Raw genomic sequence first — 14,968 nt, forward strand, 5'->3', positions numbered from 1 at the left:
GATCTGGGGCGGTTCGAAATTTCATATTATGAAGTCTTCTGAAATTTCGTGAACCGGACCCTAGCGACGCGCGAACACGCGAGTCAAGGACGCGACCGGGTCCCCGCCATCAGGTCAGGCACTCCGCCGTACCCCAGCCCGGGGGCGCAGCGCGGTCGGCTCCGCCCGTCGCCTCCTGCGCCGCGGCCCGGTACGCCGCGAACCGCTCCCCGCTCACGTCGGAGGCGACGCGCAGGACGACCGGACCGGCCACGACGGTGTGCTCCAGGGCGAGCGGCTGCCCGCCCTCGTCGTAGCCGAACTCCCCCGCCACGCGGACCTGGTCCGCGATCTGCTGCCGCCGGGCGGCCGCCCGTTCCGGGGTCGCGAAGACCTCGACCACGGCGCCGTCCGCGATCCGGCGGGGGTCCTGCGGCCCGGGAAGGCTCTCGTCGTGGAAGGCCAGCACCACGACCGACGGGTCGCCCGGTGCGCCGGGCGAGCCCCGCGCACACCACACCGGCGAGCCCACGGCGACGCCCGCGCCCGTCAGCGCCGACACGACCGCCGCGGCGGCGCGCCGGCCGGTCTCCTGCCCGCCCGCGTCGCCGGTGCCACACGCCACCAGCGCCCCGGTGAGCACGACGAGAACCGCGCGCAGCACCCGCCGCGCCCCGGTCAGCCTAGGAGGGTCCTGAACAACTCCGGCCGTAGCGAGCGGCGTCCAGGTGGTGTCATCGCAAGGCGGACGATCGGGCCGATACCGCTGTTGTATCGGCCCGATCGTCCAACGCGGCGAGGGCGCCGCCTGGGCGTCGCGCAGTAGGCCCGAGTTGTTCAGGGCGCTCCTAGGGCCGCGATCCCGGTGAACGGTTTGCTCGCGTCGATGTCCCACAGCTGGGCGAGCAGCGCCGACGCGTCCCACCCGGAGCCGGAGAAGTCGACCGCGTCGCGGAACTTCGCCTCCAGCTCCTCCTCGGACAGCGGCGCGCGCCGGTCGCCGCGCGGGACGTCGGCCCGCTCCACGAACGTGCCCCGGCCCGCGGTCTCGACCTCGACGACGGCGTAGGCGAACTCCCACCCGGCGGCACCGACCGGCGGCGTCGGCGACTCGGTGAGGGTGGCGCGCTCCACCAGCGCCCGCGCGTCCGGGCGGGTCACCGCCTCGTCGGTGAACGTCCGCAGGCCCAGCGTCCGGTCCAGCACGGCCGCCGCCGCGACGTACTCTGCGCTGAACTTGCCCTGCAGGCCCGAGCCCGGCCGGTGGTGGATCAGCGGGTCCCCGCCGCCCGGCTCCATCGTCACGGTGATCCGCCGCACCTCGTCCGCGTCGATCGACTCGCGTTCGGCGAGCCGGAGCGTCGCGTCGGCGAGGCGCTGGGTGTTGTAGCAGGCGGGGAACTTCTTCACGTTGATGCCGTGCCGCCGCAGCGCCCACGGTTCCCGCAGCGCTTCCGGCACGGCGGACAGACGCGAGCGGTCGGCGAACATCGCGAAGTACCCGAGCGGCGCCTCCAGCTGGTCGGGATCGGCCGTGAAGCCGTTCGCGGCGAGGGTCGCGGACACCACCGCGTCGCGGGCGGCGAGCCCGGCGTGCAGCGGCTTGGTCATCGTGCCGAAGTTCTGCCTGCTGCCGCCCGCCATCGTCGCTGCGAGGGCGATCGCGCAGCGCGTGCGCTCCACGTCGCTGCCCAGGAGGCGCGAGACCGCGGCCGCGGCGGCGACCACGCCGAGCGTCGCCGTGGAGTGCCAGCCCTTCGCGTAGTGCTCGCGCAGCGATGCGAACCCGTCGGCGAGCGCGGTCACCACGTCGAACCCGACGACGTAGGCCTCCAGCATGTCCCGGCCGCCGGCCCGGGCCTGCTCGCCGGCGGCCAGGATCGCGGGCCACAGCACGACGCTCGGGTGTCCGTAGATCTGGTCGGTGACGTCGTCGTAGTCCAGCGCGTGCGCGGCCGTCCCGTTGACGAGCGCCGCCGCCGCCGCGGACGCGCGGGCACCGGTGGTCAGCAACGTGGATGTCGCCGCGCCGGGTTCCACAGCGGCCTGCGTGACGATCCGGACGGCGTCCTCGTTCCGCGCCGCGATGGAGATGCCCACCGTGTCGATGAGCGTGCGCCGCGCGAGCTGGAGCACGTCGTCGGGCGCGGCCGAGACGTCGGTCTCGACCGCGTGCTCGGCGACCGCGCGGGTCACCGCGGGCAGGTCCTCGTTCATCGCGTGCCTCCGTCTTCCGGTTGGGTCGTCGTGATCAGTGCGTCGAGCGCCACCACCCCGGCCGGGAGCACCCGCACCGGGTTGAGGTCGACGGCCTCCAGGTCGTCGATGCCGAGGGCGGCCTCGGAGAGGTCGACCAGCAGCCGCACGAGCGCCTCGCGGTCGTGGCGCGGGCCGCCGCGGTAGCCGTCCAGCAGCCTGCTGACCCGGGTCCGGTCCAGGAGCCGCCGCGCGGACCCCTCGTCGACCGGTGCGGGTGCCATCGCGACGTCGGCGATCAGCTCGGTCAGCACACCGCCGGCACCGACCAGCACGAACGGCCCGAGGTCGGGGTCGACCGTGACCCCGGCGACGACGTCGACGCCCTCGGCCACCAGCTCGGACACGAGGACGCCCTGGTACCCGTCCGGGTCGAGGGCGCGGGCCCGGCCGTCGAGGTCGGCGAAGCGCTCCCGCACGGCGGCGGCATCGGGCACGCCGACCGCGACGAGGTGCTGCTCGCTCTTGTGCGCGATGCCCGAGCCGGTGGCCTTGAGCACCACGGGATACCCGATCCGGGCCGCCGCGCGTTCCGCGGCGTCCGGCGTGGTGACGAGCTCCTGCGCCGGGAACGGGATGCCCGCCGCCGCGAGACGCAGCCGGCTGTCGTGCTCCGAGAGGGCACCGCCCGAGTCAGCGCCGCCCGCGGTCCCGGCCGGCGCGGAGGGCGCGGCGACCGGCGGGTACGACCGCGTCAGCGCCTGCACGACGGCGACGGCGTCGAGCGCGGACGTCGTGACCGGCACCCGCGCGTCGCGGTAGATCGCCGCCTCGTCGTCGTGCAGCGGGGCCGGGCCGATCAGGATGATCGGCAGCCGCGGCTCGGCGGCGGCCACCGCCGCGATGCCCTCCGCGAGGCGGACGCGCCACTGCGGCGTCGGCACCGGGGTGAGGTAGAACAGCAGCGTGCCGGCGGCCGGGTCGCTCGCCAGCGCGCGCAGGTTCTGCTCGATGGTGTCCGGACCGGCCGCCCCGATGTCGAACGGGTTGAGCACCCGCGCGAACCCGGCGGTGCGGCCCATCGCCTCGGCGGTGCCCTGCGACAGGGCCGGGGGTTCCAGGCCCGTGCCGGACAGCAGGTCGGCGAGCAGGATCGCGCCCGCGCCGGACGTGCTGGCCCCCACCACCCCGCGGTGCACCGGCCTGCGGCCGTCGGCCAGCACCGCGGCGGCCAGTGCGAGCGTCTCCAGCGTCGGCACGGAGACCACACCGTCGGCGGCGAACACCGCCTCGAAGGCGCCCGCCGCCCCGGCCAGCCGCGACGAGTGCGCCCGCGTGGCCTCGGTGCCCCGCGCGGAGTTGCCGAGCTTCAGCGCGACGAGCGGCTTCCCGCGCGCCGCCGCCTCCCGGGCGAGCGCCCGGAAGGACGGCCCGTCGGACACGCCGTCGAGGATGAGGGCGATGACCTCGGTGTCCGGGTCGTCGAGCAGGTGCCCCGCGATGTCGACGAGCCCGAGGTCCGCCTCGTTGCCGCAGGAGACGAACGTGGACAGGCCGTGGCCGAGCCGGGCGAGCGCGGGTACGAAGCCGCCGAGCATCGCGCCGCTGTGCGACACCAGGCCGACGTGGCCGGCGGGCAGGCGCTGCGAGTGGGTGTGGTTGTAGCCCAGCGGCAGGGGCACGGCCGTCCGGTAGATGCCGTTGCAGTTCGGGCCGAGGATGCGGATCCCGGTGCGGCGGGCGAGGTCGGCCAGCTCGGCCTGCAGCGCGGCGCCGTCCTCGGTGCCCATCTCGGCGAACCCGCTCACCGCGACGATCGCCACCGCCACGCCCGCCTCGGCGAGCTCCGCCACCGCACGCACCGCCGCCGCGGCGGGCACCAGCACCAGGCCGACGTCCACCCCCGGCGGGAGCTCGGCGATCGAGCGCAGCACCGGGACGCCGAGGATCTCGCCGCCGCGCGGGTTGACCGGGTAGACCTTGCCCGGGTAGCCCGCGTCGAGCAGGTTGCGCAGCGGCTGGCCGGAGAACTTGCGCTGGTCGGCGCTGGCCCCGACCAGCGCGATCGAACCCGGGTCGAGCAGGGTGGCGACCGCGTCGCGCGTGCTGCGCGGCCGGGTCAACCCTCGCTCCGGAACGGCGAGGTGATCGGTTCCTTCCACGGCGACAGCGCGCCGGCGTAGCTGTCGGGACCCAGCCGGAAGTGCTGCGCCTGGTCGAGCGTCTCGACGAACGGCATGTCCATCGGGTAGAGCCGGTCGCCACGGGGCCGGCCCCCGGCCTTCGAGACGTGCCCGTACAGCCGGTGCCCGAGGATCTCCTCGGCCAGCGCGACGGACTCGATCAGCTTGTCGAGGTCGACGCCGGTGTCGAAGCCGAGCTCGGCCAGCAGGTAGATCAGGTCCTCGGTGGGCGTGAGCGCCGCCGCGCGGCCGTTGCCGCAGTACGGGCAGCCGGCCATGCCGCCGATGCTGGCGTCGAGCACGACGGTGTGCCGGTCGTCCAGCGTCTTGAGGGCCTCGTACGCGCTGATCGGCGCCATCCCGCGGGTGTTGTGCAGGTGCAGGTGGAACGTCGTGACGCTCGGCCAGCGCTCGGTGATGGCGCGCAGGTCCTCCTCGACCTGGTCGGGCAGGTGCCAGCCCATCGGGTCGCCGAGGAACACCTTCGTGACCGCCACGCCGTTGCCCGTCCACAGCTCGTACTGGCGCTCGAGCAGCTCCATCCGCTGCTCGTGGCGGAACAGGCCGAGCCAGTTGGAACCCCACGCGGCGTTGACGCCCATCTCCGCCTCGGCCACCCCGGCGGCCGCCGCCTTGCCGACGGTCTCCTCCCAGGACGCGATCTCCTGCTCCTGGGACCGGTTCGTGTTGCGCCGGGCGAACACGTCGCACAGGTGCACCCGGGTGAACGGGCGCTCGTCGTCCGGCGACAGCTTCCCCGGCACGTACGCGTCGCGCCGCTCCACACCGCGAGCGTTGAGCGCGAGCGCCGTGTACGTGACGCCGGGTGCGGGCGTGAACCGCTCGACGATCTCGTCGATGTGCGCCATCTGCGGCGTCCACTTCGGGCTCACGAAGCTCCCGACGACGATCCGCTTCAGGCCCGTCCGCGAGAGCGAGTCCAGCAGCCGGACCTTGTCGTCCACCGGCACCCCGGCGTCCTCGATCTGCAGGCCCTCGCGCATGCCCTCCTCGACCACCACCACGTCGGGGTAGCCGTCGGGGCCGTGGATGGCGCCCGCCATCCGGGTCCCTGCGGTCATCGCTCCTCCTCCCTCTTCGCGGCGAGCTCCGCGAGCACCTCGTCGGTGTGCTCGCCAAGGAGCGGTGGGGCCATCCGGAACTCGGGGTAGGCGCCGCCGTCGCGGATCGGCAGCGCCACCGTGCGGTAGTCCTCGATCCGCGGGTGCGGGACGTGCGGCAGGGCCCCGATCGCCTCCACCTGCTCGTGGGCGACCACCTCGTCGAGCGTCTGGATCGGCGTGCACGGGACGCCCACCGAGTCCAGCAGCCGCACCCAGTGCTCGGTGTCCTTCGCCGAGAGCGTCGCCGCGAGCTCGGCGTACAGCTCGTCGCGGTGGGCCACGCGGTCGGCGTTGTGGGCGTACCGGGGGTCGTCCACCAGGTCGGTGCGCTCGATCGCCCCGCACAGGCGCACCCACAGACCCTCGTTCCCCGCGGCCACGATCGCGTACCCGTCCGCGGTGGGGAACGCCGCGTACGGGTAGATCCCGATGGTGCCCGAGCCCAGCCGTTGCGGCACGGCACCGGCCGCGAAGTAGCCCATGATCTGGAAGGGCAGCCACATCAGCGCGGTGTTCAGCAGCGACGTCTCGATGTGGGTGCCCGTGCCCGTGCGCTCCCGGGTGCGGAGGGCGTCGAGCACGGCGATGGCGGTCCACATGCCGGTGCCCTGGTCCAGCACCGACACCGGGATGCGCGACGGGGGCCGCCCCTCCTCCCCCGTCAGGCTCATCAACCCGCCGAACGCCTGCATGAGCGGGTCGTAGGCGGGGGCCGCGGAGAGCGGCCCGCCGGAGCCGTAGCCGGTCATGTCGCAGTAGACGAGCCGCGGGTTGATCTCGGCCACGTCCGCGTAGCCGAACCCCAGCTTCGCCATGGCGCCCGGGCGCAGGTTCTGCACGAACACGTCCGCGGTGGCGAGCAGGTCCCGCATCCGCTCCGCGTCCGCCGGATCCTTGAGGTCCAGGGCGACGCTGCGCTTGTTGCGGTTGAGCGCGGAGAAGATGCAGCCCTCGCCCTCCCAGAACGGCGGTCCCCAGCCGCGGGTGTCGTCGCCGACACCGGGGCGTTCGATCTTGATCACGTCCGCGCCGAGGTCGGCGAGGATGAGCGTGGCGAACGGGCCGGCGACGCTCATCGTCGAGTCGACCACCCGGATCCCGTCCAGCGAGCCGGCCATCAGCCGTACTCCGCTGTCGTCAGGACCTGCGGATCATGGCTCGGGATGACCTGCGCGCCGAGGCGGTCCATCTTCGCGAAGCTGTCCATGTAGTCCAGCAGGTTCGTGAACGACCCGGACGGGATGTGTGGGAGGCGATCGTCGCCCTCCCAGTTCACCTGCATGTCGATCGTGTCGCCCGCGATGAGGAACCGGTCCGATCCGCTCTCGACCAGCACGCCCTGCGAGCCGGGCGTGTGGCCGGGCAGCGCGACCACCTCGACGCCGGGGGCGATCTCCGCGTCCCCGCGCACCGTGCGGAAGCGGTTCATCACCGCCGCCCACGGCGGGCAGATCCGGTCGGTGTTCTCGAACGCGGGGCGCGTCGGGGCGGCCGGGTCGACCGCGTAGAGCAGCTCGTCCTTCTGCACGATGTAGTGCGCGTTCGGGAACAGGTGGTTGTTGCCGCAGTGGTCCCAGTGCAGGTGCGTGTTGACGACCAGCCGGACGTCCTCCGGGTCGACGCCCACGCTGCGCAGCGTCGTGAGCGGGTCCTCGTCGGCGCTGCGCTGGAAGTCGTACCCGTGGTGCTCGCGCACGTACTCGGGCGGCGGCGTGCCGCTGTCGACGATGATCGGGTGCTCGCCCCCGGTGATCACGAACATGATCTGCGGGACGTCGTGGAACTCGCCCCAGTGGCGCTGGTACTGCACCGCAGCCACCGGGAAGTTCCGGATGACCCCGGCCGGCAGCGCCTGGATCCGCAGCTTGCCGGTCACGACTTGTCGTCCCCTCCGTCGGCCACCAGCACCGCCCCGTTGACGTACGTGGACCGCCCCGACGCGGCGAACACGACCAGGTCGGCGATCTCGCCCGGGGTGCCCCACTCGTGGCCGGGGCGCGCGATCCCCTTGCCCCACTCCTGGCGGTTGGCCGTGGCGCCCTCGTCGGCGAGGTGGCCGCCGCCGAACTCGCGGCCCCACTTTGCGAACCGCTCCTCCGTGTCGACCAGCCCCGGGACGATCGCGACGACCCGGATCCCGTACCCGCCCAGCTCGCTGGCCAGGATCTTGCTGAGCCGGTTCTCCGCCGCCTTCGCCGGCCCGGTGCACGACGACAGGAACGGCGGTGCGGTGACCCGGATGGCCGTCGCCCCCGACACGTTGACCACGACGCCGGAGCCCTGCTCGATCATCAACGGCGCGAACCGTTGCGTCAGCCGGAACTGCGCGAAGAAGTTGATCTCCATCCCGTGCCGCAGCTCCTCGTCGGTCACCTCGAGGAACGGCTTGTAGGTGCCGGTGCCCGCGTTGTTCACGAGCACGTCGATCCGCTGGTGGCGCTCGCGCACGAACGCCACGAGGCGGTCGAGGTCGTCCAGCCGCGTCACGTCGGCCGGCACGGTGTCGACCACCGCGGAGGTCGACGCCTCGATGCTCGCGGCCGCCTTCGCGAGCTGCTCCTCCCGCCGCGCCGCGATGACGACCCGGGCACCCTCGGCGGCGAACAGCCGCGCGGTCTCGTACCCGATCCCGCTGCTGCCGCCGGTGATGACGACGACCTTGTCCTGCAAACCGAGATCCATCTTCTTCTCCTAGTACGACTTCGGCAGGCCGAGCACCTGGTGCCCGATGTAGGCGAGGATCAGGTTGTTGTTCACCGGCGCCACCACCGGCAGCCGCGCCTCGCGGAACTTGCGCTCGATCCCGAACTCCTCGGCGAGGCCGTACCCGCCGAAGGCGTCCATCGCCGCGTTCGCCGCCGCCCAGTTCGCCTGCGACGCCAGCAGCTTCGCCGCGTTCGCCTCGAAGCCCGGCTGCTCGCCGCGGTCGAACTTCGCCGCCGCCTTCCACCGCACGAGGCTCGCCGCCTCGAGATCGGCGTAGGCCTGCGCGAGCGGGAACTGCACGCCCTGGTTCTGCCCGATCGGACGCCCGAAGACGACCCGCTCGCTCGCGTACGCCGCGGCCCGGTCCACGAACCAGAAGCCGTCGCCGAGCACCTCCGAGGCGACGAGGATCCGCTCCACGTTCATCCCGGAGAGGATGTAGCGAAACCCCTTGCCCTCCTCCCCCACGCGGTTCTCGACCGGCACCCGCAGGTCCGAGAAGAACACCTCGTTGGTCTCGTGGGAGGTCATCGTGCGGATCGGTCGCACGGAGATCGCGTCGCCCGCCTCGCGGATGTCCACGAGGAACACCGACAGCCCGTCCGACTTCTTCTCCACGTCCTCGTAGCGGGTGGTGCGGGTGAGCAGCAGCAGGTAGTCCGAGTGCTGGAACCGGGACGTCCAGATCTTCGAGCCGTTGATCACGTAGTGGTCGCCGTCGCGGCGGGCGAACGTCCGGATCCGGGTGGTGTCCGAGCCTGCGTCCGGCTCCGTCACACCGAACGCCTGCAACCGCAGCCGGTTCGCCGCGATCTCGGGCAGCAGCCTGCGCTTCTGCTCCTCGCTGCCGTGCCGCAGCACCGTGCCCATCGTGTACATCTGCGCGTGCGCCGGCACACCGGTGCACCCGGACCGGTTGATCGTCTCGAGGATCAGCGACGCGTCCGCCACCGTCCCGCCACCGCCGCCGTACTCCTCCGGGATCAGCACGGCGAGCCAGCCCGCCGCGCCGAGCGCGTCGACGAACTCGGACGGGTACTCCAGCTTCGCGTCCTGCTCCTGCCAGTACTCCTGCGGGAACCGGGAGCACAGGTCGGCGACCGCGTCCCGGATGGCCACCTGGTCGTCGGTCAGTTCGAAGTCCACGTCCCGTCCCTCACAGTCGTCGTCTCACAGGTAGTCCTCCGCCAGGGCGAGGTCCCGGATCTCCGCCACGGTCCCGCTGCGCCGCAGCGTCCCGGTCCGCAACACGTAGCCGCGGTCGGCGAGCTTCAACGCGGGGCGGGCCATCTGCTCGGACAGCAGGATCGCCGTCCCCCGCTCCTGGACCTGCCGGATCGCCGCGCTCGTGTCCCGGATCGCGATCGGTGACAACCCGAGGAACGGCTCGTCGAGCAGCAGCAGGTCCGGCGCGGCGGCCAGCGCCCGCGCGATCGCGACGATCTGCTGCTGCCCGCCGCTGAGGGTGCCCGCCGGCTGGCGCCGGCGCTGCGCCAGCAGCGGGAACGTCGCGAAAAGCCAGTCGACGGTCTCCTTGCGGCCCTCGCGGCGCGCCCCGTGGCAGCCGCTCAGCACGTTGTCCTCGACGCTGAGGTTCGCGAAGACCCGCCGCCCCTCCGGCGAGAGCCGGATGCCGTGGCGGGCCCGGTGGTTCGTGGAGGAGCGGCTGATGTCCTCGCCGCGGTAGAGCACCCGGCCGGCGGCGGCCCGGACCGTGCCGATGATCGTGTGCAGCACGCTCGACTTGCCCGCCCCGTTCGCGCCGATCAGCACCGCGGTCTCGCCGGCCGCCACCGCCAGGTCGAGCCCGTGCACGGCGTGCACACCGCCGTAGCGGACGTCCACCCCGGTGAGCTGCAGCAGCGGTTCGCCGGTCACGACACACCTCCGCCGGTCGACACCCGGGTCTCGTCCTCCGGTTCCCCGAGATAGGCGCTGATCACCCGCGGGTCGGCGAGCACGTCGTCCGGGAGGCCGGCGGCGAGCGGCTCGCCGGTGTCCATCACGAGCACCCGGTCGCAGATGCGGCGGACGAGGTCCATGTCGTGCTCGACCAGCAGCACCGCGCACCCCCGGTCCACCGCCCAGGCCACGACCTCGTCGACCCGGCTGCGCTCGCTGCTCTCGAGGCCGGCGGCCGGCTCGTCCAGCAACAGCACCCGTGGCTCGACGGCCAACGCCAGCACCAGGCCGAGCGACTTCTGCAGCCCGTACGGCAGGTCGCCCGCCCGGTCGTCCATGCGGTCCGCGAGGCCCATCCGGGCGAGCAGCCCGCGCAGGTCCGCCGGGTCCATCCAGCGCGAGCCGTACGCCCGGGCCCGCTCGAGGTTCTCGCGCACGGAGGCCGTGGCGAACACTGAGGTCTGCTGGTAGCTGCGGGAGATCCCCTTCCGGGCCAGCCGCCCCGGGGAGAGCCCGGTGACCGCGTCGCCCGCGAGCCGGACCGTGCCCCCCGACGGCGGCAGCTGACCGGCCAGGACGTTCACGAGCGTGGTCTTGCCCGCGCCGTTCGGGCCGATCACCCCGAGCACCTCGCCCGGCGCCACCCCGAAGCTCACCCCGGACACGGCCGCCACCCCACCGAACCGCTTGGACACGGCGTCGACTTCGAGCAGCGCCGGCTCGTCCGGCCGCGCGTCGACGACCCGCTCCGGGCGGGCACGCCGTGCCACCGGCTCCCCGGTGGCGTCGGCGGACCCGCCGGGGAGCGAACGCTCGGCGCTCTCCACCAGCCCGCGCGCGGCCCGCGCCGCGGACGCGACGAGCCCGGTGACCCCCTCGCGCGCGACCAGCACGACGACCACGAGCACGACGCCGAGCAGCAGCTGCGCGTACTCGGCCTGCTCGGCGAACACGTGGGTCAGCCACGACAGGATGCCCGCGCCGACGATCGGGCCGAGGATCGACCCGGAGCCGCCCACGACGGCGCCCGCGACGTGGTTGACCGCCATGAACGGGCTGAACGAGTCGGGGTGGGCGTTGCCGATCTGGTTGACCAGCACGAGCCCGGCCAGCCCCGCGATCCCGGCGCCCGCGGCGAAGGCCAGCGTCTTGTACAACCACGGGCGCAGGCCGAGGCTCGCGGCGAGCGGCTCGTTCTCCTTGATGCCGGCGAAGTGGCGCCGCCACCGGAGGGTGACCGCCACGACCACCAGCACCCCGACGATGCCGAGCACCACCGAGTAGCGCAGCAGCGGGCCGCGCGCGGCGAACACGCTCTCGCCCAGCCGGGCCGGGGGGAAGCCGGAGATGCCGCTGTTGCCGCCCAGCCAGTCCGGGCCCGCCTGGACGAGCAGCACCGTGACCTGCGCGAGCACGAACGTCACCAGCGCGAAGTACGTGCCGCGCAACCGCAGCACCATCGCCCCGATGGGCAGCGCGACCAGCGCCGGGATCGCGAAGCACAGCACGGCCAGTACGACGGCGTCGTCGGTGAGCCGGGACGCCGTCACCGCCGCCGCGTACCCGCCGACCGCCATGAACGACGGCGAGGCGAACGAGAGCAGGTCGACGCGCAGGAGCAGCCACACGTGCAACGTGGCCAGCACGGCCACTATCACCGTTGGGGTGAAGAACAGCACGAAGGGGCTCGCGGTCAGCTTCGGCAGCGTGAACGCGACCACGAGCACGGCCAGCGCCACGACCTCGGCGCCCACCAGCCGCGTGTACCGCGCTCCGCGGGCGGCGCTCGCGGCACCGACGGCGCTAGACATGCTTCACCTCCCGGCCGGCGAGGCCCGTGGGCCGCACCACGAGCAGCACCAGGACCACGCAGAACAGCAGGAGCGGGGCGACCTCGCCGCCGACGTAGATGCCGGTGAACGACTCGACGAGGCCGATCAGCAACGCGGCGAGCACGGCGCCGGACATGCTTCCCAGCCCACCGAGGATCACCGTCAGGAACGACACCATGAGCACCTGGTCGCCGATCGAGGGCGAGAGGGCGAACAGCGGCGTCACCAGCGCCCCGGTCAGGCCGGCGATCCCGGTGGCGATGCCGAAGGCGACCGGGAAGAGGATCTTCGGCCGCATCCCCTGGGTGACCGCGGTGGCCCGGTCGTCGGCCATCGCACGCAGCCCGCGCCCGGTCTGCGTGCGGTAGAGGAACACCTGGACGGCGGCCACGGCGACCGCCGCGATGCCGATGACGACCAGCCGCCCGTACGGGACGACCGCGCCGGCGATCGTGACGCCTCCCTCGATCGGGAAGTGGTAGGCCACCGCCCGCGGACCGAAGACGATCAGCAGCGCCGCGGTGATCGCGAGGCCGAGGCCCAGCGTCAGCACGATCGTGGCCAGGTGGTCGTCGATGCGGCGCTCGATGACGAGGACCTCGAAGACGGCGCCCAGCACCGCGGTGACGGCGACGGCGACGACCACGCCGACGACGAACGGCATCCCCAGCTGGCCGGTGACGGCGTAGCCGACGTAGCCGCCCAGCGCGTAGAAGGCACCGTGCGCGAAGTTGATGACGCGCAGGATCCCGAAGATCATCGAGAAGCCCAGCGCCATCAGCGCGTACTGCGCGCCCAGCGTCAACCCGCCCACGAGCGCCGCGACGATCTGGCCCATCAGCTCACCTCCAGGCGCACCAGCGGCTGCATCTGCCCGTCCTGGACGAAGCCCGCGTAGAAGGGGAACGACATCTCCTGCCGGATCCCGAAGTCCTCCATCCCGGTCCACACGCCGTGGCCGAGGGTGGCGTCGTCGAGCGGATCGGCCCGCAGCTTCTCCGCGACCGCCTTCGTGTCCGTGGTCGTGCCCGCCGCCGAGATGGCCCGCAGCAGCGCGCGAGCACCCGGCATCCAGCCGAGGGTCAGCGACGTCGCCTCCCGGCCCGCGAACTGCTCGTACCGCGCCGAGAGCTCCTTCATCGCGGGGTCGTCGAGGTCGACCATCGAGTAGAAGAAGAAGTCCCCCAGCACCTCGTAGCCGCCGGCGACCCGGGCGATCTCGGCCGTGCTCTCCCCGCCGAGCCGGCAGAAGGCCCCCTGGTAACCGGCCTGCCGCAGCTGCTTGATCATCGTCCCGGCGTCACCGGCCGGGCTCGACGCGACGTCGACCAGGTCGGGTTCGGTGCTGAGGATGCGCGACACCAGCGGCGCGAAGTCCTGGGTGCCGCGCTGGTAGCTCTCCTGGGTCACCGGCAGGCCCGCCTCGCGGAACCGGATGGCGTTCACGTCGGCGATGTCCGACCCGCTCTGGTCGTTGGTGGCCACGACCGTCACCTTCTGGAAGTCGAACCGCTTGCGCGCCTCGGCGATGATCGGACCCGCCCACACCGACGGCCCGGGCGCGACGTGGAACACGAGGGGGTACTTCGGCTCGAGCGCGTCGCGCCCGAACCCGTTCGCCACCAGGAGCATGTCGTTGCGGCCGGCGAGCGGCTTCATCCCGGTGACCTCGGTGGCACCCAGTGGCCCGATGACGAACCGGATGCCCTGGGAGACGAAGTCACCGGCCGCGTTGGCCGCCCCGGCACTGGTGTAGCCCGTGTCGTACGAGTGCACCGTCACCGTGCAGGTCCGGTCGCCGACGCGGAGCCCGCCCGCCTGGTTGACCTCGGCCGCGGCGAGGTCGGCCGTGCCCTTCATCGACAGCCCGAAGTCGGCCGCCGGGCCGGAGAGCGGGCCGAGGGTGCCGATCTCGACCACGCACGGGCCGCCCTCCTCGGCCGCGGCGGCGGTCTCGATCTTGTCCGCGCCGCAGCCGGTCACGGCAAGGGCCATGCAGGCCGCCGCGACGGCGGCCGTCGCCCTGGGTACTCGCACCAGCTCGTCTCCTTCGCCTCGCCATCGATGCGGGAGCCGTTCTCGAACGCGCTACCGGCCCTTCCACCGGGGCGGCCGCTTCTCGAGGAAGGCGCGGATCCCCTCCTCCCTGTCCTCGGACAGGTACGGGTTCGGGCCGACGCTCAGCCGGAGCGCGGACTGGACCGGAAGCTCCCAGCCCTTCGTGGTCATCTCCTTGTAGCGCCGCAGGGTGAGCGGGGCGTTCGCGACCACGGAGCGCGTGAGCTTCTCCGTCGCGTCCCGGAGGTCGGCGGAGGCGACCACGCGGTTGTACAGCCCCCAGCGCAGCGCCTCGTCGGCGCTGAGGGGCTCGCCGGTGTAGAGCATCTCGAGCGCGACGGCGCGGGGGATCAGCCGCGGCAGCAGGACGGTGGCGAAGTTCGCCCCCATCCCGCGCTTGGCCTCCGGCAGCCCGATCACCGCGTGGTCGGCGGCGATGCGCAGGTCGCACGCCAGCGCGAGCTCGCAGCCACCGGCCAGCACCGGGCCGTTGATCGACGCGATCGTCGGCTTGTAGGTCTCCGTGATCGCCTCGAAGACGTTGCGCTCGCTGCCGGTCATCGGAACGGGGATCTGCCTGCCCTGCCGGGCGAACTCGTCGAACTCCTTCAGGTCCGCACCCGCGCAGAACGCCTTGTCCCCCGTGCCGGTGAGCACCACGGCCCAGATGTCGTCGTCGATGCTCGCGTCGCTGAACCGCCGCACGAGCTCGCCGGCGACGGCGGTGCTCATGGCGTTGCGCCGCTCCGGCCGGTTGATGGTGACGTACGCGACGTGCTCTTCCACGCGGAACAGGACCTCGTCGTCCGGGCTCACCGGGGGACCTCCTCCACGTTCGACCGGTATGTTCGAAATATCGACACCATGTACGGTATCTCGATAATCCGGTTCGGACGGTAGGCGACCAGAGCTGCGACGGTCAAGGCATGTCGTAGGCTGATGCCGGCTGTTGGGGTGTGGCTATACCTCGCCCCTCCGTCCGGCTGCC

The 14,968-nt window shown here is 72.9% G+C and carries 13 protein-coding genes; all 13 read right to left on the bottom strand.

The window, feature by feature from the left end; translation table 11 throughout:
- Nucleotides 1-109: 109 nt before the first annotated feature.
- Nucleotides 110-643, bottom strand: coding sequence for a hypothetical protein (locus ACU436_RS04395; protein ID WP_459021855.1), 534 nt, complete (start codon nucleotides 641-643; stop codon nucleotides 110-112).
- Nucleotides 644-816: 173 nt separating this feature from the next.
- Nucleotides 817-2,196, bottom strand: coding sequence for an MmgE/PrpD family protein (locus ACU436_RS04400; protein WP_459021857.1), 1,380 nt, complete (start codon nucleotides 2,194-2,196; stop codon nucleotides 817-819).
- On the bottom strand, nucleotides 2,193-4,298 hold the full coding sequence (locus tag ACU436_RS04405) for an acetate--CoA ligase family protein (protein WP_459021859.1): 2,106 nt from the start codon (nucleotides 4,296-4,298) through the stop codon (nucleotides 2,193-2,195). The genes ACU436_RS04400 and ACU436_RS04405 overlap by 4 nt, the downstream gene beginning before the upstream one ends.
- The gene (locus ACU436_RS04410) at nucleotides 4,295-5,440 is read right to left on the bottom strand and encodes a beta/alpha barrel domain-containing protein (protein ID WP_459021861.1); all 1,146 of its coding nucleotides are present in this window, start codon (nucleotides 5,438-5,440) and stop codon (nucleotides 4,295-4,297) included. The genes ACU436_RS04405 and ACU436_RS04410 overlap by 4 nt, the downstream gene beginning before the upstream one ends.
- A complete protein-coding gene (locus tag ACU436_RS04415; protein WP_459021863.1) occupies nucleotides 5,437-6,600 on the bottom strand; it encodes a CaiB/BaiF CoA transferase family protein in 1,164 nt (387 codons plus the stop codon). Before ACU436_RS04415 ends, ACU436_RS04410 begins: the two co-directional genes overlap by 4 nt.
- A complete protein-coding gene (locus ACU436_RS04420; RefSeq protein WP_459021865.1) occupies nucleotides 6,600-7,358 on the bottom strand; it encodes an N-acyl homoserine lactonase family protein in 759 nt (252 codons plus the stop codon). Before ACU436_RS04420 ends, ACU436_RS04415 begins: the two co-directional genes overlap by 1 nt.
- Complete coding sequence (locus ACU436_RS04425) at nucleotides 7,355-8,164, bottom strand: SDR family NAD(P)-dependent oxidoreductase (protein WP_459021867.1); 810 nt, start codon at nucleotides 8,162-8,164, stop codon at nucleotides 7,355-7,357. The genes ACU436_RS04420 and ACU436_RS04425 overlap by 4 nt, the downstream gene beginning before the upstream one ends.
- A gap of 9 nt (nucleotides 8,165-8,173) precedes the next feature.
- Complete coding sequence (locus ACU436_RS04430) at nucleotides 8,174-9,334, bottom strand: acyl-CoA dehydrogenase family protein (RefSeq protein WP_459021869.1); 1,161 nt, start codon at nucleotides 9,332-9,334, stop codon at nucleotides 8,174-8,176.
- A 24-nt stretch (nucleotides 9,335-9,358) separates the two neighbouring features.
- Nucleotides 9,359-10,066 (bottom strand): ABC transporter ATP-binding protein, encoded by a 708-nt coding sequence (locus ACU436_RS04435; RefSeq protein WP_459021871.1) that lies wholly within the window; start codon nucleotides 10,064-10,066, stop codon nucleotides 9,359-9,361.
- Nucleotides 10,063-11,901: a branched-chain amino acid ABC transporter ATP-binding protein/permease gene (locus ACU436_RS04440; RefSeq protein WP_459021873.1), complete on the bottom strand. Its 1,839-nt coding sequence runs from the start codon at nucleotides 11,899-11,901 to the stop codon at nucleotides 10,063-10,065. The genes ACU436_RS04435 and ACU436_RS04440 overlap by 4 nt, the downstream gene beginning before the upstream one ends.
- Nucleotides 11,894-12,760, bottom strand: a complete 867-nt coding sequence (locus ACU436_RS04445; protein WP_459021875.1) for a branched-chain amino acid ABC transporter permease — start codon at nucleotides 12,758-12,760, stop codon at nucleotides 11,894-11,896. Before ACU436_RS04445 ends, ACU436_RS04440 begins: the two co-directional genes overlap by 8 nt.
- Nucleotides 12,760-13,959, bottom strand: a complete 1,200-nt coding sequence (locus tag ACU436_RS04450) for an ABC transporter substrate-binding protein (protein WP_459021877.1) — start codon at nucleotides 13,957-13,959, stop codon at nucleotides 12,760-12,762. Before ACU436_RS04450 ends, ACU436_RS04445 begins: the two co-directional genes overlap by 1 nt.
- A gap of 51 nt (nucleotides 13,960-14,010) precedes the next feature.
- Complete coding sequence (locus tag ACU436_RS04455) at nucleotides 14,011-14,796, bottom strand: enoyl-CoA hydratase/isomerase family protein (RefSeq protein ID WP_459021879.1); 786 nt, start codon at nucleotides 14,794-14,796, stop codon at nucleotides 14,011-14,013.
- Nucleotides 14,797-14,968: the final 172 nt, after the last annotated feature.

The organism is Pseudonocardia wallangbongensis (genome assembly GCF_054486945.1).